Origin of the sequence: Tundrisphaera macrotermitis, from assembly GCF_051175315.1 — a bacterium.
In the GTDB taxonomy this organism is placed as follows: domain Bacteria; phylum Planctomycetota; class Planctomycetia; order Isosphaerales; family Isosphaeraceae; genus Tundrisphaera.
Map to the genome: position 1 here is coordinate 1,687,874 of NZ_CP195100.1, position 21,955 is coordinate 1,709,828.

Sequence of the window (21,955 nt, forward strand, 5' to 3'; positions counted from 1 at the left end):
GAGCCCCGGCGTCACTCGCCCAGGGCCGCGTCGATCAGACGCAAGGTCTCCAGCGCCCCGCCGGGCAGGCCGATCTGGCCCCGGGGCACCTCGGGCTCGCGGGGGTTGATGCGGATCAGGGTGCCCCGGAACGTCCGCGCAAACCCCTCGCACATCCGGCGGATCGTCGCGACGGCGGAGCCGGCCCCCATCTCGACGATCGCGACCGAGGCCCCGCCGCGGGCATGGGCTTCGAGCCAGGCCATCAGGTGGACGGACTGCCGATCGGCCCGCATCGGGTCCCAGCCCGAGTCGCCGAACATGAGGATGTTGGGCCGGGCGAGCATGCCGCACCGGGGGCAGCTCGGCCAGGGGTGCATGGCCCGGAAGGTGGCCTCGTCGATGGCCACGTCCTCATCCCCGGCAGGGAAGATCCCCACCCCGCAGTTGACCAGGCACTGGCGAAAGACGATCGACCCGTGGACCTCGACGATCCGGTCCTCGGCGAACCCGGCGCGGGCGAAATGGTCGTCGACGTTGGACGTGACCACGAAGCCGCCGCTCGGCCGCCGATCGGCCCAGCGGCGGAGGATCTGGAACCCCTCATGCGGTCGGGTGGCGCGATACAGGTTGCCGCGATGGCCGTAGAAGCCCCAGGCCAGGGCCGGGTCGGTGCGGAACCAGGTCGGGCAGGCCACGTCCTCGAACCGGAGGCCCCGCTCGGCGAACGGGGGATAGGCCCGCCAGAAGCCCTGGGTGCCCCGGAAGTCGGGCAGGCCCGAGTCCACGCCCATGCCGGCACCCGCGCCGATGATGAGGGCATCGGCGTCCGCGATCGCGCGGGCCGCGCGATCGATCAGCGATGGATCGAGGCCGCTCATCCGTCCACCCTCCGAGACACCCGGGACGAAGAAGGGGCGGCGGGAGGGACCGAAATCCTTCCCGCCGCCCCGATGGAGACAATCAGGCCGACGGCCCGGTTCGCTCAGACGACCTCGACGCCGTCGATGACCGGCCGGACGTCGAACAGGTGGGACATGTCGGCCATGGCGTCGGCGTGGGAGGGCAGGGCCGGGGCCGGATGGGCCGGGGCGGCCTCGGCCGACGCGGAGTGGACCAGGTCGGCGAAGACGCCGCCGCGATGGACCAGTTCGTGGTAGGTGCCGGTCTCGGCGACGCGGCCGTCGTCGAAGACGAAGATCTTGTCGGTGTCCAGCAAGGTCGACAGCCGGTGGGCCACCAGGATCACCGTCCGGTCGGCGCGGGCGGCGTGGATGGCCCGCTGCACCTTCCGCTCGCTGATGTTGTCCAGGGCCGAGGTCCCCTCGTCGAGGATCAGGACCGGGGGATTCTTGAGGAAGATCCGGGCCAGCGAGATCCGCTGCCGCTGGCCGCCCGACAGGTTCTGGCCGCGTTCGGCCAGCATGGCGTCGTAGCCGCCGGGCATCGCCTCGATCTCCTCGTGGATGCACGCCTGCTCGGCCGCCCGGCGGATCTGGTCGAGGGTCGCCCCCTCGGTCCCGTAGGCGATGTTCTCGGCGATCGTCCCGGAGAAGACGAACGGGTTCTGGCCGACGTAGCCGATCATGTGGCCGATCGACTCCCGGGAGACGCTGTCCAGGGGCACCCCGCCCAGCAGGACGGTGCCGGAGGTGGGGTGGGTCAGCCGCATCATGACCTTCAGCCAGGTGGACTTGCCGCACCCGGACCGCCCGGCCACGCCGATCGTCTCGCCGTGGTGGATGGTCAGGCTCACGCCGTCCAGGGCCCGCTTGCGGCGGCCGTCGGCGGCGCGATAGTCGACGCACAGGCCGTCGGCCATGAACAGGGGGACGCTGCCGTCGAGCCGGGGCTCGGCGGTCTCGGCCGGGCGGAACGAGCGGTCGACCGGCTCGTCGAGCAGCTGCACCAGGTCGGCGACCTTGAGGCTGCACTCGTGCCCCTCGTCGACGAAGCGGTGGACCTCGTTGAGCGGCCCCATCACGCTCATGAACAGCATCGGGAACGCCATCAGGTCGCCGATGCCGATCTTGCCGTCGATGTAGAGGTAGATGCAGAAGGCGATGATCGCCAGGTAGAAGAACCCCTCGTTCAGCGCCTTGCCGCTGCCGAACAGCGACATCTCGAAGTGGTGCCGCAGCTCCTTGGCCCGGCGCCGCTCGGCCGCCTTCTCGACGCGGGCGATCTCCTGGCGGTGGGTGTTGGCGGCGCGGACGTAGTCGATCCCGCCGAGCTGCTCCACCACGGTGCCGTCCATCGCCTCGCGGATCCGGAGCAGGTCGAGCCGGACGCCGTTCTGGGTGACCAGCTGCCAGATCGTCAGGCCGACCGAGATCGGCACCACGCTCACCATGGCGAGGGCGACCCGGGGCTCCTTCCACATCGTGATCAGGATCGCGATGGAGCCGGCGAGGATCTGCGGGAGGAAGTCGATCATGGTCAGCCGGAGGAACCGGACGTAGCCCTCCACGCTCCGCTGGATCCGGCCGTGGATGGCGCCGACCTGCTCGTGGGCGTGGGTGGCCAGGTCGACCTCCATGAGGTGCGACACCAGGCGGACGCTCATGTCCTTGTCGATCCGGGTGCAGGTGCTGTTGACCATGTAGCGGCGGAGGACGCTCATCGCCTCGCGGATGAGGTAGGCCAGCCCGATCACCCCGAGGTAGAGGGCGGCCAGCCGGATCAGCTGCGGGCGGCCCATGCCGCCGTCCTTGGCCGTCTTGACGACATCGACCACGCTGCCCAGCGCGAGCGCGATGGCCGAATTGGAGCCCGACCAGATCGCGATGACGATCACGGCGAGGCCGAGGACCTTCTTCTGGTCGGCGGGCAGGAGGCGCCAGACGTCCTTGCCCCTCCGGGCGGTGTTCCGGAACTCGCGCCAGAGGCGATACGGGGCCCTGACCATCTTCGGGAACATTGCGAATCCTTCTCGGAAGGTTCGGGGCGTGATCGGCGGACGAAGTGACTCGGGGTAGAGACGGGAAAGGATCTCGGGAAGGGTCGCGGCCCGGAGGGCGGGGCCGCCGGGGGGGGTCAATCCCGCCCGCTCGCTTAGGGAACCCAACCCATCCTTCGGGCGTCCCGATCGGGGACGCAAGACGCGAGCCGCTCGGTCGGAATCCCCGGGCCGACGGGGCCGGGGCGTCGATCGGTGGATGGCCAATCGGGAGGGGTTCATCCCATCGATCCGGGCCATCAACCCACGATCGATATTACGGGAGCGGCCGGGGCGGCGTTGGAAGTGAGCGGCGAGATTTTACCATTTGGCCCGCCTGATCTTCGATACGATGGGATGTTATGCCTCATACCGAGCAGCAAGCAACAAAAATTGGCAGAAAATCTTCCAACGCTGGGCGCCCAAGGGCCGTACTTCAGTCGTTGGTCACGGAAGGCCTGGCCGAAATGCTTAGATTCTTGGCTCTTGACAACTCGCTTTTGTGATGACCAAGATCAACATGCTTTCGGTACGCTCTTTGCGTTTCACCGTGGCGTCGCTGATGGATCGATCCGGTTCATCACGAAGGAGACCCTCCCCGTGAAAGATGCCAAATTGATGACCCCGATCTCGGCGATCAGTGAGCCCCGCTTCGTTGCCTCGCCGCTCTCCTCGGACCTGCTGCTCGAAGCGGCCGCCGCCCCGCCGGCCCGTGCCCTCGCCGCCCGATTCGCCTCGCTGATGCTCCCCGAGGACTCGATGGTGGTCGATGATCGATCCCACCTGACGCCGGCCCAGATGGTCGAGAACAAGCTCATCAATCGGCTCCAGGCCTCGTCCCTGCCGGTCAGCCACCTCCAGATCCGCGGCATGGTCCGCAATCGCTTCGAGGCCTGATCCGCCTCCGGTCGGCCGGGCGGGTCGTCCCTGATTTATGGGCCGCGCCTTGCGAAGACCCGCCTCATCCATCCCGATCCGCTCGGTGCATCCCCCGCATCGGGTCGCCCTCCCCAAGTCGTCGGGCCCGCAGGCCCCACCGACCCTGGCGCATCACGCCCCCTGATCCATCTCCCTCTGCAACGCCGGGCCCGATCCGTCATCCGACGGGCGTCCGGCGTCGTGCGTTTCGAAACGAAACCGGCCCCGCGAACGGGGCCGGCACCGCGAGGGTTCGTCGCTGATCCGGCCTCAGGACGGCCGATCGCCCGCCGATCCCATGACCACGCGGACCGCGTGCTCGGCCCCGTCATCGGCCAGGGGGATCGCGGAGGCATCGACGGGCTGGCCGTCGAGGGTCGCCGAAACGACGCCGACCTCGACGCCGTCGGGGTTCTCGACCGCGATCCGATAGGTCGTCGGGCCGCGGCGATAGGTGATCTCGAAGCCCGGCCAGTCCGGGGCGATCCTCGGGTCGATGGCGAGGCGGTCGCCGGCGAGGTGGAAGCCGAGGATCGACTCCAACCCGACGCGATACAGCCAGGCCGCCGACCCGGTGTACCAGGTCCATCCCCCCCGCCCGGTGTGGGGCTCGCGGCCGTAGACGTCGGCGGCCACGGCGAACGGCTCGACCTTGTAGCGCTGGACGCCAGCCGGGTCGGCCGCGTGGAGGACCGGGTTGATCAGGTCGAACAACTGGACGGCCCGGCCGCCACGCCCCTGCATCGCCGCGGCCAGGACCACCCAGGTCGCGGCGTGGGTGTACTGCCCGCCGTTCTCGCGGACGCCGGGGACGTAGCCCTGGATGTAGCCCGGGTGCTGCTTGCCCTGGTCGAAGGGGGGGGTGAACAGGAGGATCACCCGATCCTGCTCCCGGACCAGCATCGAGTCGACGGCATCCAGCCCCTTGCGGACCCGATCCGGCTGCCCGGCGCCCGAGATGGCCGCCCAGGTCTGGGCCAGCGAGTCGATCCGGCACTCCTGGTTCGAGGCCGAGCCGAGCGGCGTCCCGTCGTCGAAATAGGCCCGGCGATACCAGTCGCCGTCCCACGCGTGGGTTTCGATGGCCTGGCGGAGGGCCTCGGACCGCTCCCGGCAGGTGGAGGCCCTGGAAGAATCGCCGCGAATTTCGGCAATCTTTGCAAACCGGTCGAGCGTGGCGATGAAGAACCAGGCATTCCAGACGCTTTCGCCCCGGCCCTGGGCGCCGACGTGGTTCATCCCGTCGTTCCAGTCGCCGGTGCCGATCAGGGGCAGGCCGTGGGGCCCGAGCCGATCGGCCCGATCCAGGGCGCGGCAGCAATGCTCGTAGAGCGTGCCCCGCTCCTCGGTGCTTTCGGGCAGGCTGTATTCATCCTCTTGCCCGGTGCGGAGTTCCGGCGCGATCAGGAACGGGGCGGTCTCGTCCAGGACGGAGTGGTCGCCGGTGACGGTGATGTAATGGCAGGCGACGTAGGGGAGCCAGACGAGGTCGTCGGTGATCCTGGTCCGGACGCCCTTGCCCGCGGGCGGGTGCCACCAATGCTGGACATCGCCTTCGCGAAATTGCCTCGCGGCCGAGCGGACCAGGTGGGCGCGGGCCTCGGCGGGGGCGCCGTAGACCAGGGCCATCGAATCCTGCAACTGGTCGCGGAAGCCGAAGGCCCCGCCCGACTGGTAGGTGGCCGACCGGCCCCAGAACCGGCAGCTCGCCACCTGGTAGGCCAGCCAGCGGTTGAGCATCAGGTCCATCGCGGCGTTGGGCGTCCGGACCTCGACGGCGCCGAGGATCCGGTCCCAGTGGGCGTGGGCCTCGGCGAGCGTGGCGGCGGCGCGGCCCGGCCCGCGGTGGCGGGCGAGCAGCGCCCGGACCTCCTCGGCGGAGTCCGCCTGGCCGAGCCAGAAGGTGATCTCCTCCTCGCCCCCGGCGGGGATCGTCAGCTTGGCCTGGATCGCGCCGCAGGGGTCGATGGCCGTCCCCACGGTCCCGCACAGCTCGACCCGGCCGAGGGCGGCGGGATCGGCGACCGAGCCGTTGCGGCCGAGGAACTCGGTGCGGTCGGCGGTCAGGGTCCGGGGCCGTCGATCGACGTCGAGGAAGGCGACCCGCCCGGCATAGTCCGGGTTCATCGGGTTGCGGGCCAGCAGGGCGCCGGTCTCCTGGTCGACCTCGGTGATGACCTGCATCGGGGCGTTGTCGCGGGCCCCGCCCAGGACCCATTCGGCGTAGAAGGTGGCCGAGATCGTCCGGGCGGCGAGGCCCGGGTTGGCGACCTTCAGGTGGATGACCTTGATCGGGTCGTCGGGCGGGACGTGGAGGGTCAGGATGTGGTCGAGCCCCTGGCAGCGGCGCTCGAAGGTGGTGGAACCCTGGCCGTGGCGGACCGTGGTCGGCTCGTCCGAGGGGACAGGCAACGGCGTGGGGGACCAGATCGCGCCGGTCGCCTCGTCGCGGAGGTAGAGCACCTCGCCGGGCGGGTCGGAGACCGGGTCGTTGCTCCAGGGGGTCAGCCGGTTGCTCTGGCTGTTGCCGGCCCAGGTGTAGCCCGACCCGGCCTCCGAGACGAGGAAGCCGAAGTCGGGGTTGGCCACGACGTTGATCCAGGGCGCCGGCGGGAGGATCGGCCGCGACGGGGCGACCCGTTCCACCTTGCCGTTGCGGGCGACGTCGGGCCGGGCCGTGGTGGCGACCGTGATCGCGTAGGTGCGGCCATCCGGGGAGAACCCGCCGATGCCGTTGTCGAATCGGAGGTCGTCCGGCCGCACCGCCGGCGAGGGGGCGTGCCGCGACGGGGATTCGGCCGGGGCCAGGAGATCGGGCAGGGGCCGGACCCGCTCGATCCGGTCGAGCTGGGCAGTGAGCGTGCCCTGGGCCCCCGACAGGACCACGCGGGCATAGCTGGCCAGCAGGATCCGATCGTCGGCGGCGACCTTCGAGGCAACCCGGACGAAGATCCCGCCCGGCTTGTCGATCCGGTCGCGCGAGTCGCCGGTCCGGGCCAGGTCCAGGAGGTGGGTCGCGAGTTCCTCGCCCCCGCCTTCCGGGTGCCCGGCCAGCAGGACGAGGTCGAAGTCCAGCCCCTTGACCCGGAGGTAGTTGTGGGCGATCAGCAGCTGGCCGGCGAGCGGGACCTCGTCGAATTCGGCGATCGTGGCCAGCACGATCGGCTTGTCGCCGGAAATCCCGTAGGCCCACAGGCCGGGCTGGCCCCGGTGGTTCGCGCGGATCAGGGCCGGGTCGGCCCGCAGGGTCGGGCCGGCGAACAGGACGTGCGAGGCCAGGCGCTGGAACAGGTGGGAATCCTGGGCCGACCAGTGGCGGGTGCGGTGCTCGACCTGGCTCTGGGCCCAGGCCAGCTCGAAGGCCCGCGCCACGGCGGACATGTCGTGGTAGTGGTCGGCCAGGGTCGCCGCCTCGTCGCGGCTCTCGGCCACTGCGGTCGTGAAGGCGACCTGGACCGACGTCCCGGCCTCGACCCGGACGCGGCGGCGGATGCTGAAGATCGGGTCGAGCACGGCGCCGGTGGTCCCGGACAGCTTCGCCCCGGGGTCCAGGGCCTCGGGTGCGATCGGCGTCCGGCCCCGGCCCAGGAACCGGGCGCGGTCGGTCTCGAACTCGGTGGCGGCGATCGACGGGGCGTCGCAGGCGACCGCATGGATCGCCCAGATCGGTTCCTGGTCCTGGGAGCGGGGGCGGCGTCGGCAGGTCAGGGCCTCGGCGGCGGGCGACCAGGAGGTCTCCAGGAACAGCTTGCCGAACGCCGGGTGGGCCAGGTCGCCGCCGTGGGAGATCAGGGCCAGCTCGACGTAGCTGGTCAGCTCCAGCTCGCGGGGGCGGGTGTCGTGGTTGGTGACGGTCAGGCGGCGGATCTCGGCGCGGGATTCGGGCGAGACGGTGATCTCGGTCAGGGTCTCGATCTCGCCGTCCAGGCGGCGGAAGGTCGCCTTGTCGGACGAGAAGACCGCCTCGTAGTGGTCGGCGGGCCGGCCGGTGGGGTGGTGCCCGGCCGACCAGGTCGCCCCCGACGCGGCATCCTTGATATAGATGAAGGAGCCCCAGGCATCCCGGGTCGAATCCTCGCGCCAGCGGGACACGTCCAGCCCCTTGCAGGTGCTGTAGCCGGACCCGGAGTTGGTCACCATCACGCTGTACTGGGAGTTCGACAGCAGGTGGGTCCGGGGGGATGGCGTGGCCGCCGTGCCGAGGCGGCGGCTCATCAGCGGGATCGCCTCGCGCTCCGCCTTCTCGGCGGCCGCCGGCTCCTCGGCCTCGCCGCCCGCCTCGGTCGCGTCGATGATCGGCACGTCGCGGGGCACCCGCTCCTGGAGCAGGAGTTCGGCGGCGCGGATCATGGGCTCGGCGTGGAACCGCCGGGGCATCGGCTCGTCCAGCAGGGCGTTGCCCAGGGCCACGAAGCTCATCCCGTGGTGGTGGGCCATGTAGGACCGGACCACGACCGAACGCTTCCCCTTGGGGACCCGCTCCCGGGTGAAGTCGACGGCCTCATAGTAGCCGTAACGCCCTTCGGCCCCCTCGGCGGCCAGCTTGCGGAAGTTCTCCAGGGACTCGCGCGGCCTCACCGCCACGGCCAGGGCGGTCGCGTAGGGGGCCAGCACCAGCTCGGCGGCCAGGTCGCGCTTCAGGCCCAGGCCGGGCGTGCCGTAGGACTGGTAGTGATAGTCGCCGTCGAGGTTGAACGCCGCATAGGCCGATTCCGAGATCCCCCACGGGGTCCCGCGCTGGCGGCCATATTCGATCTGGCGGGCGACCGCCGTCTCGTGGGCCTCGGCCAGCAGCGTCTCGCGCAGGGGGAGCAGGAGCAGCCGGGGCATGAGGTACTCGAACATCGAGCCGCCCCACGACATCAGGCCGACCCGCCCGGCCGCCTCGATGAACGGCCGGCCGAGCTGGAACCAGTGGCGGCGCGGGGCGTCGCCCCGGGCGATCGCCAGGAAGCTGGACAGGCACGCTTCCGAGGCCATCAGGTCGTAGCACGAGGCGTCGAGCCGCCCCAGGGCGAGGTTCATCCCGATCGAGAACAGGTGGCGATCCGGCTTGTAGAGGAACCGGAAGTCCATGCCGGTGGCCAGGGCGTCGAGCCGGTCGATCTGGCGGAGGCCGCGGTCCCGGAGGTCCCCGGCGACCGACCGGCCGGCCGCGTCGGCGATCGCGCGGAGCCCGCCGACCAGCGGACTCGGCGCGTCGGCGCCGGCGATCCGTTCCAGCTCGGCGACGCGCCCGGGCAGTTCCCGGACGGCCAGAGCCATCGCATCGACCGACGCGGGGGCGATCAGGTCGGCCCGCAGCCGCCGCCAGGCCCCGTCGAAGTCCGCGGATCGCCCCCGGGCCGCGTCGGCCGCGGCGTCCAGGGACGCCACCGGGGCCAGCCACGGGGCGAGCGCGGCGAGGTCGGCGCGATGGCCGCGCAACTGGGTTTCGAGGCTCCGGGCCCAGGCCTCGCCCCGCTCCAGGACCGCCGGGGCGAGCCCGGTCATGCCCCGGACCCGGGCCGCCAGCGCGGTCGCCGCCCAGTCGATCCGGCCCAGCCAGTCGTCCCACGCGAGCAGGTCGGCGGGCCGTTCGGCCAGGAGCACCTCGACGGCTCGGGCCGAGGCGTCGAACTCCTTGAAGGCCTCCGCGTTCCGGGCGGTGCGCTCGGGCTTCAGCTCGCCCAGGAGCACGACCAGGGCGTCGGCCAGACCCTCGGGGATCGCCGTGCCGAAGGACGGTCGGGCCAGCTCCTCGCGCAACCCCTGCTTCAGGGCGACCAGGCAGCCGAGCAGGTTGCCGCTATCGACCGTGGAGACGTAGGCCGGGGGCAGGACGCGGAGGGTCTGGGTGTTGTACCAGTTGATGAAGTGGCCCTGGTGCTTCTCCATCTTGTCGAAGGTGTCGAGCGTCTTCTCGGTCCGCTCGATCAGCGACCTCATGCCGATGTAGCCGAAGTCGTAGGCCGACAGGTTGGACAAGAGCAGCAGGCCCATGTTGGTGGGCGAGGTCCGGTGCGCGATCCGGCCGCCCGAGGAGATCGAATCTTCCTGGAAGTTATCGGGCGGGAGCCAACGGTCCTCGTCGCCGACGAAGGTCTCGAAGAACAGCCAGGTCTTCCGGGCGATCCTCCGCAACTCGACCCGCTCGGGGACGGTCAGCGGGGACTCGGCGAGCCGCTTCGGCCGGCTGATCCAGTAGGCGACCAGCGGGGCCAGGAACCAGGCGATCAGCACCGGCGCGGCGGCCGGGAGCGACGAAGGACGGGCCCACGCGACCAGGGCCGTGGCGGCGACCGCGATGGCGATCGACGGCCACATGTTGAGGAAGAACTGGCCGATGCCGGTGCCCAGCCTCTGCTCGGCGGCGGCGGCCGTCTCCCACTCCAGCATCCTCTTTTTGGACACGAACAGGCGCCAGAGGGTCCGCGCGATCGCGTCGGTGAGGCGGCGGGCCTGGTCGGCGAGGAAGGCGATCCAGAGCAGGGTCTGGCCGATCGTCGGCGGCAGGCTGTGGCCGAGGCCGAACATCGGGCTGAACGAGTGCCCCTTCACGGCGCTGAAGCTGGCCCCGAAGATGTTCTGGAAGACGGGCAGGGCCGGCACCGCCAGCGCGACCGCCGTCCAGAGCCACGGCGAACCGGGCAGGACGGTCCAGCCCAGGATCAGCAAGGCCAGGAGCGCCGGGGGGACCAGGCTGCGGCGGAGGTTGTCGAAGACCTTCCAGCGCTCGACGTCGGGCAGGGGGTTCCGCCTCGGGCCGTCCAGGGTGGGGACGGTCCGCCCCAGCCAGGGGAGGAGCTGCCAGTCGCCGCGGGCCCAGCGGTGTTCGCGGAGGGCGTAGGCGTGGTAGCGGGGCGGGAAGTCGTCGAATAGCTCGACGTCCGTGACCAGCCCGCACCGGGCGTAGTTCCCCTCGATCAGGTCGTGGCTGAGGATCCGGTTGTCCGGGAAGGCCCGGCCGACGGCCGACTCGAAGGCGTCGACGTCGTAGATCCCCTTGCCGGTGAACGTGCCGAGGTCGAACAGGTCCATGTAGATGTCGGACACGGCGTTGGCGTAGGGGTCGATCCCCGCCGACGCCGCCAGGAGCCCGGCGAACCGGGACCGGGTGGCCGCGAACAGGTGGTAGCTCACCCGGGGCTGGAGCACGCCGTGCCCCTCGACCACCCGGCCTTGCTCCGGGTCGAACCGGGGCCGGTTGAGCGGGTGGGCCAGCGTGCCGATCAGCCGGCGGGCGCTCTCGCGGGGGAGCTGGGTGTCGGCGTCCAGGGTGATCACGAACTGGATGCGGGGCAGGTCGGCGATCTCGCCCGACCGGACCACATAATTGGTCTCGTGCCCCCGGAGCAGCTGGTTGAATTCGGACAGCTTGCCGCGTTTCCGCTCCCAGCCCATCCACTTGCCCTGGACCGGGTTCCAGGTCCGCCGCCGGTGGAACAGGAAGAACTTGTCCGGCCCGCCCGCCGCGTAGCGGTCGTTCAGCGCCTTGACCCCTTCCAGGGCCTTGCGGATGTAGAGTTCGTCCTCGGGCCGATGCTCCTCGGCGGCGTCGGCGAAGTCGGTCAGCAGGGCGAACCGGAGCGACGGGTCCGGGTTGGCCAGGTGGTGGATCTCCAGCCGTTCCAGGAGGGCGGCCCCGCTCTCCGGGCGCACCAGCATGCTGGGCATGACCACGAAGGTGGAGCAGTCGGCGGGCAGGCCGTCGCGGAAGTCGAGCCGGGGCAGCTTGGTCGGCGGCAGCACCAGGGTCAGGGCGTGGTTGACCATCCCCACGGCCAGGTCGATGATCGGGATCAGAAGCGCCGCGACCAGCAGGACGGCCGCGCCCCAGCCCCATTCCCCGTGGCGGAGCCCCAGGGCGACCAGCCCGGCCAGGAAGCCGGCGACCAGCAGGCCGATCGAGCCGAAGTAGAGCAGGCGGGGGTGCGCCCGGGCGAAGTCGAGGCGACGCTCGGCCATGGTCGGCCGGTAGCCGAACTCGCGCTTCAGCGCCGGCAATCCGCGATCGATCAGGTAGTAGCCGATGTGGCCCTGGCGGGGGCTGATGGCCGCCCCTGCGCGGGCCAGCTCGACGACCCGGCGAGCCACGGCCGCTTCCTCGGCCCCGGCGCGGCGGGCGAGGTTCTCGACGGCCCGGCGGTAGCGGTCGCGGGTGGCGAAATCCTGGCGCTGGTAGACGCCCGAGGGGTCCTCGCGGAGCAGCACCTCGACCGGGCTGTTCTGCTCGAAGAAGACGTTCCAGTCGAGCGCCGAGAGCAGGCGGAGGCTGATCAGGCAGTTGCCGACGGAGACCTGGTTGGCGGCCTGGCGGCGGTGCTCGTCGCGGAGCAGGGCGTTGGTGTCGGCGCCGGTCTTGGCCAGCTCGGCCTCCAGCGCCTTCAGCGCCGGGGCGGCCGACGGCCCGCGGTCGCGGAGCACCTGCACCAGCCGGACCACGAACGGGTCGCTCAGCCTCGGCAGGGGGGGGATCGTCGCGGGCGGCGGGGCCTCGCCGTCGGCGGACCCGGAGGGCTCCTCGCCCCGCGCGGGCGGCAGCCACTGGGCGGCCCAGGCCTCGGCCCGGCCCGCCTCGTCCCAGTTGCGGACCATCCGCTCGGCGAGCCGGCGGAGGTTCTCGATCAGGACCAGCCGGAGCATGGTCGGCACGGCCCACAGTTCGCCGATGGTCAGGGCCGAGACGTCCTGGAACGCCCGCAGGAGGCGGGTGATCCGCGTCTCGTCCAGCTCGCTATCGGTGTGGGCGACCAGGGCCAGGGCCAGCGCATAGACCCGGGGATAGCCGCGGACCGCCTCCGGCGCCAGCTTGGGCAGCTCGGAATAGTAGCCGCTGGGCAGGTCCTGCCGGACCTCGCGGAGGACGTCCGAGATGATGTGGAAGTTGTCGGCGAACCACTCGGCGTCGATCCCGCGACCCTCGGGCCGGCCTTCCTCGGCGCCGAGCCGCTTCTGGGTGCGGTGGAGGACCTGGCCGTTCTGGGTGAACCGGCCGAGGAGCAGGTCCCCGGCCTTCAGCCCGGGGGCGATCACGCAGGCCTCCCCCAGCTGGCGCCCGAGCGCCTCCAGCCGCTCCAGCCCGTACAGCTCGGCGCGGATCGGCGCCTCGCCCCGGGGGTCGATGAACGGGGAGGCGATCGGCGACGCGCCGGCGGCGGCCGGCTCGGTGGTGGCTGCGAAGGAAGGGCTCATCCCGCTGACAATCTCCCTGGTCATTCCCCCGCTCCGCCGGGCGGCTCGGGGCAAAAAGGGCACGGGCCTGGGACGCGGGACGTTCGCACGGGCCGGGCGACGCGGGCGGGCCGCCGTCGCGGCGGCATCCGCCCCGAAGGCACCCGGCGGGCCGCCTCGGCCTCGATCGCCGACGATCCGGCGTCAAACATCGGTAGAAGTGCCAAGTCGTGCGGACATCTTACCCCAATCGGCGCCGCCGCACGATCTTCCCATCCCAAAGGGCGATTTCGGCCGCGCCCGGTCGACGCCCCGGCCGACCCCCATCGCACCCGGCGGCATGGCCGGGCCCGGGATGTCTTCAGCGGAGAGTATTTCGATGATCGCCCCGCGATGCAATCGCGATCGTCGCGAATCTCCGCCCAACCCGCGCCACGCCCGGCCCGATCGCGGCCTCCCCCTCGAATTTTCATCGTTTTTGCCGAAAACCGAGATTCGGGGTGGTCGGATCCGCCATGGGATCTCGATAATGGTCCCCTCTTCAAGGTAGGATAGTCCCCGCGCGGCATTGCGCTGTAAGATGGGCAAACTACGCCCCGGCCGCCCGTGCGGCATGGGGCGGTCCGCGATGGGTCCCGGCGGAGGGGTGGCGTGGTGTTGCTGACGACGAGCGTGGAACAGTTGGAGCGAGCGCTCGGCCGGATCTGCCAACCCTACCTGATCTCGGGGCGCCCGGGCGACTACCGCCTCGACGAGATCGAGCCGGGCCGGATCCCGCCCGCCCCCTCGGCGGAGGCCGTCGGCTACCTGCCCGCCGTCCGCCCGGACGCGATGGGGGACGCCTCGTTCCGCGAGGAGCACGGGCTCCGCTATTCCTATTATTCGGGCGCGATGGCCAACGGCATCGGCTCGGCCGAGATCGTCGAGGCGATGGCCGGGGCCGGGATGCTGGGCATCTTCGGCGCCGCGGGCCTGCCCCTGGCGAAGGTCGAGGCCGCCATCGACCGGCTCCAGCGGTCGCTCGGCGACCGGGGCCCGCACGGGTTCAACCTGATCCACAGCCCCAACGAGCCGGCCCTGGAGTCGGCGGTCGTCGACCTCTACCTCCGCCGGGGGGTCCGGATGGTCGAGGCCTCCGCGTATCTCGACCTGACCCTGCCGGTGGTCCGCTACCGGGTCAAGGGGATCCATCGCGACGAGGCGGGCCGGGTGGTCGCCCCCAACCGGGTGATCGGCAAGGTGTCCCGCGTCGAGGTGGCCACCAAGTTCCTGTCCCCGCCGCCCGAGCGATTCCTCCGCGAACTGGTCGCCGCCGGCGAGATCACCGAGGAGCAGGCCGGCCTGGCGGCGCGGATCCCGATGGCCGGCGACATCACCGCCGAGGCCGACTCCGGCGGCCACACGGACAACCAGCCCGCCATCGTCCTCCTGCCCACCATCCTGGCCCTGCGCGACCGGATCCAGGCCCCGTTCGGCTTCGACCGCCCGACCCGCATCGGCGCCGCCGGGGGGATCTCCACCCCGTGGTCGGCGGCCGGGGCGTTCGCGATGGGGGCCGACTACATCGGCGTCGGCTCGGTCAACCAGTCGTGCGTCGAGTCCGGCTCGTCGGACACCGTCCGCAAGATGCTCGCCCAGGCCCAGCAGGCCGACATCGCGATGGCCCCCGCCGCCGACATGTTCGAGGCCGGCATCAAGGTCCAGGTGCTGAAGCGCGGGACCATGTTCGCCATGCGCGGCGGCAAGCTGTTCGAGCTTTATCGCGCCCACGAGTCGATCGACCAGATCCCCCCGGCCGACCGGGCGATGCTGGAGAAGACGATCTTCCGCGCGCCCCTGGAAACCATCTGGGACGAGACGGTCGCCTACTTCCGCGACCGCGACCCGGCCCAGGTCGAACGCGGGATGCGCGACCCCAAGCACAAGATGGCCCTGATCTTCCGCTGGTATCTCGGCCGGTCGTCGCACTGGGCCAACTCGGGCGAGCCGTCCCGCGCCGTCGACTACCAGGTCTGGTGCGGCCCGGCGATGGCCGCCTTCAACGAATGGGCCCGCGGCTCCTGCCTGGAGGCCCCGGAGGCCCGGCGGGTGTCCGAGGTCGCCATGAACATCCTTTATCATGCCGCGGTCCTGGCCCGCGCACGGATCGTCGCGTCCCAGGGATTCCCCATCCCGTCGGGAATTCCGCGATTGGTCCCGCTCCCCCAGGCGGAAATCGACCGTCGAATTGTCCCATGAGATTGGGTTGAGCAACGTCGCCCCCGCCGCCTCGCCCTCCGCCTGCCCGACGCCACCTCGGCCGCATCCCGACTCGTCGCCCCTGAGGAACGTACCCTTGAACCCAGTCGATCGAAGCTCGTCGGTGCCCGTGGCGATCATCGGAATGGGCTGCCTCTTCCCCAAGGCCGAGGAACTCCGGCGGTTCTGGTCCAACATCCGCAACGGCGTCGACGCGATCACCGAGATCCCGGCCTCCCACTGGGATCCCGCCGACTACTTCGACGCCGACCCCAAGGCCCCCGACCGGACCTACGCCCGCCGGGGCGGGTTCATCGACCCGGTCGACTTCCCGGCGCTCGACTTCGGCATCGCACCGACCAACCTCGACGCCACCGACACCACCCAGCTGCTCGGCCTGATGGTCGCCCGCGCCGCCCTGGAAGACGCCGGCTACGGCGCCGGGCGCGAGTTCGACCGCGACCGCGTGAGCGTGGTCCTGGGCGTGACCGGCACCCTGGAACTGGTCATCCCCCTGGGCGCCCGCCTCGGCCACCCGATCTGGCGCCGGGCCCTGGCCGCCTCGGGCGTCGGCGAGCCGGTCGCCTCGGAGGTCGTCCAGCGGATCGCCGACAGCTACGTCGGCTGGCAGGAGAACTCGTTCCCCGGCCTCCTGGGGAACGTCGCCGCCGGTCGGATCGCCAACCGCCTCGACCTGGGCGGGACCAACTGCGTGATCGACGCCGCCTGCGCCAGCAGCCTCGGCGCCGTCCACCTGGCGATGCTCGAACTCGCCTCGGGCCGGTGCGACATCGCGCTGACCGGCGGGCTCGACACGTTCAATGACATCTTTATGTACATGTGCTTCAGCAAGACCCCGGCCCTGTCGAAGACCGGCCACGCCCGGCCGTTCGATGCCGAGGGGGACGGCACGACGCTGGGCGAGGGCCTGGGCGTCCTGGCCCTGAAGCGGCTGGACGACGCCCGCCGCGACGGCGACAAGATCTACGCCGTGATCAAGGGCGTCGGCTCGTCGAGCGACGGCAAGGGGCAGGCGGTCTACGCCCCCAAGTCGGCCGGGCAGGCCAAGGCCCTGCGAAGGGCCTACGAGTCGGCCGGGATCTCGCCGGCGACGGTCGGGATGGTCGAGGCCCACGGCACCGGCACCAAGGTCGGCGACGCGGTGGAGGTCGCCGCGCTGGACGATGTTTATCGCTCCGCCCGACCTAATGGCCCCGCCTGGTGTGCCCTCGGCTCGGTCAAGTCGCAGATCGGCCACACCAAGGCCGCCGCCGGCGCCGCCGGGCTGATCAAGGCGGCGCTGGCCCTGCACCACAAGGTCCTGCCGCCGACGATCAAGGTGGAGCGCCCGCTCGACGTCGCCCGGTCCGGGCCGTTCTACGTCAACACCGAGGCCCGCCCCTGGCTCCCCCGCGACGGCCACCCCCGCCGCGCCGCCGTGAGCGCCTTCGGCTTCGGCGGGTCCAACTTCCACGCCGTCCTGGAAGAGGCCGAGCCCGAGACCTCGGAGATCGCCTGGGACGGCGACGCCCAGATCATCGCCTTCTCGGCCGCCACGCCGGAAGCTCTCCTGGCCCGGCTCGACGGCTGGCCCGCCGACGCCGACTGGCCCGCCGCCCGGCTCGAAGCCGCCCGATCGCGGGCCTCGTTCAAGGCGTCCGACCCCTGCCGTCTCCTGCTTGTGGCCGAGCGGGCCGGGTTCGACTGGCCCCGCCTGGCGAGCCGGGCCCGCGCCCTGGTCGCCGGCCCGAAGCCGGCCACGGCGGCCGCGGCCCCCGAGGGGGTCTACTACGCCCACGGAGCCGAGGCCCCCGGCGGGCTGGGGATCCTGTTCCCGGGGCAGGGGGCCCAGTACGTCGGCATGCTCCGCGAACTGGCCTGCGTCTTCCCGGAGGTCCGCTCGGCCCTGGCCGAGGCCGAGGAGGCCGGGCCGATCGGCGACCGCCCCCTGGGCGACTGGATCTACCCGCACCCCAGCTTCGACGACGCCGGCAAGAAGGCCGCCGACGCCGCGCTCCGGTCGACCGACCGGGCCCAGCCCGCCATCGGCGCGGTGAGCCTGGGGGCGTACCGGCTCCTCCGGCACTTCGGCGTCGAGGCCGACGCCTTCGCCGGCCACAGCTTCGGCGAGCTGACCGCCCTCTGCGCCTCGGGCCGGATCGATGCCCCCGGCTTCTTCGCCCTGGCCAACCTCCGGGGCCGCCTGATGGCCGGCGACCCCGGCTCCGATCGCGGCGGGATGCTCGCCGTGATCGCCCCGGCCGACGAGGTCGAGAAGACGCTCCGCGAGGCGGGGATCGACCTCGTCCTGGCCAACCGCAACTCGCCCCGCCAGGTGGTCCTGTCCGGCGCCTCGGCCGAGATCGCCCGAGCCGCCGACGCCTTCAAGGCCCGGAACGTCACGACCCGGACGCTCGACGTCTCGGCCGCATTCCACAGCCGGTACGTGGCCGAGGCGAGCAAGCCTTTGCTGGCCGCCCTGGCCGACATCCCGGTCGCCGCCTCCGCCTCGCCCGTCTTCGCCAACACCACCGCCGAGCCTTACCCGGATGATGCCGCAGCGGCCCGCGCCCAGCTCGCCGAGCAGCTGGCGAAGCCGGTCCGGTTCGTCGAGCAGGTCGAGGCGATGGCCCGGTCGGGCATCCGGACGTTCCTGGAAGTCGGCCCCGAGAACCGCCTGACCGGCCTGGTCGACGCGATCCTGCCCGGCCGCGCCGGGGCGGCCCTGGCCCTCGACTCGTCCCGCGGCCAGCGCAGCAACCTGGTCGACCTGGCCCGCACCCTGGCCCACCTGTCGGCCCTGGGCCACCCGGTCCGGCTCGACCTGTGGGACGAGGGGTACGAGGCCGAGGCCGCCGCCCGCCCCAGGAAGGGCGTGACCTTCAAGGTGAGCGGGGCCAACGCCACGCCGCCCGCCAAGGCGACCGCACCCGCAGCCAAGGCGATCGCACCCGCACCCAAGGCGACCGCGCCCGCACCCACGCCCGCCAGGGCCGCCACACCCGCGCCCGCCATCATCCCCCCCGCGGCCCGCGCCGTAACCCTACCGGATGCTGCCCCCACGATGAGCCCAGCCCCCGACGACCGGACGCCCCGCCCCGCCGGCACCAACGGCATCCACCGCGACCATGCCAACGGGAGCGGCCACGCCACCGGCAACGGGACCTACCCGGCGACCCCGGCCGTCGCGCAGGCCACGCCCCCGGCGCCGATCGCCCGGCCGGTCGCGACGTTCGCCCCGGCCCCGGTCCCCTCGGCCCTGGCCGACGCCCTCCGGGTGTCGCAGGAAAACCTGGTCGCCCTCCAGCAGTTCGGCGAGCAGACCGCCCGGCTCCACGGCCAGTTCCTGGAAGGGCAGGACCGGGCACGGCAGACCTTCCAGTCGCTGCTCCACCACCAGCAGCAGCTGACCCTGGCCACGCTGGGCATGGCCCCGCCGCCGGCCGCGTCGCTGCCCGCCGCCTCGTATCCGGCCCCGGCCCCGGTCCAGCAGATCGCGGCCCCCGCGCCCGCGCCGATCATGCCGCCGCCCCCGCCGGCCGTGGTCGCCCGCCCCGCTCCGGTCGTCGCCGCCGCTCCGGCCCCACGCCCGGCACCCGCCCCGGCCCCGGCCCCGGCGGCCGTCCGGCCCGCGCCGGTCGCCGCCGCCCCCAAGCCGGCCCCCGCACCGATCGCGGCACCCGCCCCGGCCCCGGTCGCGGCCGTCGCGAAGCCCTCGGCCCTGGAAGCGGTCCACGCGGCCCTGGCGGAGGTGGTGTCGGAGAAGACCGGCTATCCGGCCGAGGTGCTCGAACCGGCCATGCAACTGGACGCCGACCTGGGCATCGACTCGATCAAGCGCGTCGAGATCCTCGCCGCCTTGCAGGAACGCCTGCCCGACGCCCCGGTCATCGGGCCGGAGCACGTCGGCACCATCCGCACCCTCGGGCAGATCGCCGAGTTCCTCGCCGGCGGGTCGGGCCCGGCCCCGACCACGACGACCGCCGCCCCGACCCCCGCCGCGACCGCCTCCGCGGCCTCGGTCGCCTCGCGGATCGGCGCCATCCAGGACGCCCTGGCGGAGGTGGTGTCGGAGAAGACCGGCTATCCGGCCGAGGTGCTCGAACCGGCCATGCAGCTGGACGCCGACCTGGGCATCGACTCGATCAAGCGCGTCGAGATCCTCGCCGCCTTGCAGGAACGCCTGCCCGACGCCCCGGTGATCGGTCCGGAGCACGTCGGCACCATCCGCACCCTCGGGCAGATCGCCGAATTCCTCGCCGGCGAGCCCCAGGCGGAGGCGGCCCCCGCGCCGGCCGCGGCGTCGATCGAAATCAAGCCGATCAGCAAGCCGGCCCCGGCCCCCGTCCCGGCCGCGCCCGTCCTGCGTCTGGTCCCGACGGTCTCCAGCCTGCCCGGCGACCGGCCGGCCGTGGCCGCCCGCCGCGACGGCGCGATCTGGGTCCTGGATGACGGCTCGGGCCTGGCCACCGCGATCGCCGAGCGTCTGCCCGCGGCCCGCGTGATCGCCCGCGACGGCATCGCCGGCCTCGCCGCCCCCGACCGCCTGTCCGGGCTGGTCCTGCTCGGCGGGTCGGCGGCCGACGCCTTCCGCCTGCTGCGGCTGGCCGCCCCGGGCCTCCGCAAGGAAGGGGCCGCCCAGGGGGCGATCCTCGCGACGGTCTCGCGGCTGGGCGGGACGTTCGGCCTGAACGGGCTCGCCGCCGGGTCCGACCCCGCCGAAGGGGCCCTGGCCGGGCTGGCCAAGACGGCCGGGCACGAGTGGCCCGAGGTCGCCTGCAAGGCGATCGACGTCGACCCGGCCGGTCGCGACATGGCGGCTTTGGCCGATGCGATCGTCGCCGAACTGTTCTTGCAAGGCCCGTCGGAAGTGGGGCTCACCCGCGAGGGGGCCGTCCGCATCGACCTGCCCGCCATCCCGACCCCGGCCGCAGCCGCCGACCCGCTCCGGGCCGGCGACGTGGTGGTGATCACCGGCGGGGCGCGGGGCGTGACCGCCGAGGTCGCCGTGGCCCTGGCCTCGGCCTTCCGCCCGACGATCGCGATCCTGGGCCGGAGCCCCGAGCCGACGCCCGAGCCCGAATGGCTCGCGCCGCTCCGCGACGAGGCCGCCATCAAGAAGACGCTCCACGCCCGGGCCAACGGCCACGCCAACCCCAAGAGCCTGGGCGAGGAGTTCCGCCAGGTCGCCGCCAACCGCGAGATCCTGGCCAACCTCCGCCGGATCGAGGCGGCGGGGTCCAAGGTCGTGTATCGCTCGGTCGACGTCCGCGACCAGGCCGCCGTCGCCGCCACGATCCAGGCCCTGGGCCACGAGCTTGGCCCGATCCGGGGCCTGGTCCACGGCGCCGGGGTTTTGGCCGACCGCAAGATCGAGGACCAGACCGACGAGCAGTTCGACCGGGTCTTCGCTACCAAGGTGGAAGGGCTCGACGCCCTGCTCGGGGCGATCGGCCCGGACGGGCTCAACGCCCTGGTCCTGTTCTCGTCGTCGACCGCCCGGTTCGGCCGGACGGGGCAGGTGGCCTACGCCGCCGCCAACGAGGTGTTGAACAAGACGGCCCGCCGCGAGGCCCAGGCCCGGCCGGGCTGCCGGGTGGTGTCGGTCAACTGGGGCCCGTGGGACGGCGGGATGGTGACGCCCGCCCTCCGGCCCCTGTTCGAGGCCGAGGGGATCGCCCTGATCCCGACCGAGTCCGGGGCGAGCTACCTGGTCGACGAGCTTCGCGCCGGGCCCGGCGGGCCGGTCGAGGTGGTGATCCTGGGCGACGGCAGCCGCCTGCCGGACGGCGGGACGCCGCAAACGTCCGAGCCCGCCCCGGCCGCCGCCCCGGCCCTGACCAAGGTCTTCGAGCGGCCCCTGGACCTGGCCTCGACCCCGATCCTGGACGCCCACGTGATGGACGGCCGGCCGGTGGTGCCGATGTCCTTGATCCTGGAATGGCTGGCCCAGGGGGCGCTGCACCGCAACCCGGGCCTGGTCTGCCGGGGGGTGGACGACTTCCGCCTGCTCAAGGGGGTCATCGTCCGCGACGACCGCCCGGAGACGATCCGCGTGCTGGCCGGCAAGCCGGTCCGGCGCGACTCGCTGGCGGTGGTGACCGTCGAGCTGCGGGGCGTCCTGGCCGACGGCCGCGAGGTCCTGCACGCCCGGGGCGAGGTGGTGCTCGGCGACCGCCACCCGCAACGGCCGATCCCGGTCGATGAGCCGTCGCTCGCCCCGTTCGGCGGGGATCGCGACGAGGCCTATCGCGACGTCCTGTTCCACGGCCCGGCCCTGCGGGGGATCGAGGCGATCGAGGGGTGCGGCGACGCCGGGATCGCGGCCCGGGTGGCCACCGCCCCCGCGCCGGCCGAATGGCTCGACCAGCCGCTGCGGAAGTCGTGGATCACCGACCCCCTGGCGCTCGATTGCGCCTTCCAGATGATGATTCTCTGGAGCTTCGAGCGATCCGGGGCCGGCTCGCTGCCCACTTACATCGGGCGCTACCGCCAGTTCCGCCGCGCCTTCCCGGCCGACGGGGTGCGGGTGGTGGCCCGCGTCACCGAGGCGAGCGCCCACCGGGCCCGCGCCGACATCGACTTCCTCGATTTCGAGGGGGCCCCGGTCGCGCGGATCGAGGATTACGAGTGCGTGATCGACGCCTCGCTGGCCTCGGCGTTCCGCCGCAACCGCGCGGCGCGGGCCGAATCGAAGTGACCCGAGACCGAGCCACGCAGCAACAGGAC

General features: G+C 72.4%; 6 protein-coding genes. 3 read left to right on the forward strand and 3 right to left on the reverse strand.

Going from position 1 to position 21,955, the window contains the following annotated elements:
• Positions 1–11: 11 nt before the first annotated feature.
• The gene (locus TA3x_RS07190) at positions 12–860 is read right to left on the reverse strand and encodes an SIR2 family NAD-dependent protein deacylase (protein WP_435019710.1); all 849 of its coding nucleotides are present in this window, start codon (positions 858–860) and stop codon (positions 12–14) included.
• Between the two features lie 104 nt (positions 861–964).
• Positions 965–2,899, reverse strand: a complete 1,935-nt coding sequence (locus tag TA3x_RS07195; RefSeq protein WP_435019712.1) for an ABC transporter ATP-binding protein — start codon at positions 2,897–2,899, stop codon at positions 965–967.
• A 618-nt stretch (positions 2,900–3,517) separates the two neighbouring features.
• Here TA3x_RS07195 and TA3x_RS07200 point away from each other — a divergent pair.
• A complete protein-coding gene (locus TA3x_RS07200; RefSeq protein WP_435019714.1) occupies positions 3,518–3,814 on the forward strand; it encodes a hypothetical protein in 297 nt (98 codons plus the stop codon).
• Positions 3,815–4,105: 291 nt separating this feature from the next.
• On the opposite strand, the gene TA3x_RS07205 is transcribed toward TA3x_RS07200, so the two are convergent.
• Complete coding sequence (locus TA3x_RS07205) at positions 4,106–13,033, reverse strand: GH36-type glycosyl hydrolase domain-containing protein (RefSeq protein ID WP_435019716.1); 8,928 nt, start codon at positions 13,031–13,033, stop codon at positions 4,106–4,108.
• Positions 13,034–13,639: 606 nt separating this feature from the next.
• Between TA3x_RS07205 and TA3x_RS07210 the strand changes: the two genes are divergently transcribed.
• Complete coding sequence (locus tag TA3x_RS07210) at positions 13,640–15,226, forward strand: PfaD family polyunsaturated fatty acid/polyketide biosynthesis protein (RefSeq protein WP_435019718.1); 1,587 nt, start codon at positions 13,640–13,642, stop codon at positions 15,224–15,226.
• Between the two features lie 124 nt (positions 15,227–15,350).
• Positions 15,351–21,926, forward strand: coding sequence for an SDR family NAD(P)-dependent oxidoreductase (locus TA3x_RS07215; RefSeq protein ID WP_435022309.1), 6,576 nt, complete (start codon positions 15,351–15,353; stop codon positions 21,924–21,926).
• The last annotated feature ends 29 nt before the right edge of the window (positions 21,927–21,955 follow it).

Coding starts and splice junctions, on each gene's coding strand:
- TA3x_RS07190 (WP_435019710.1), bottom strand. CDS start 860: ATGAGCGGCCTCGATCCATCGCTGATCGATCGCGCGGCCCGCGCGATC.
- TA3x_RS07195 (WP_435019712.1), bottom strand. CDS start 2,899: ATGTTCCCGAAGATGGTCAGGGCCCCGTATCGCCTCTGGCGCGAGTTC.
- TA3x_RS07205 (WP_435019716.1), bottom strand. CDS start 13,033: ATGACCAGGGAGATTGTCAGCGGGATGAGCCCTTCCTTCGCAGCCACC.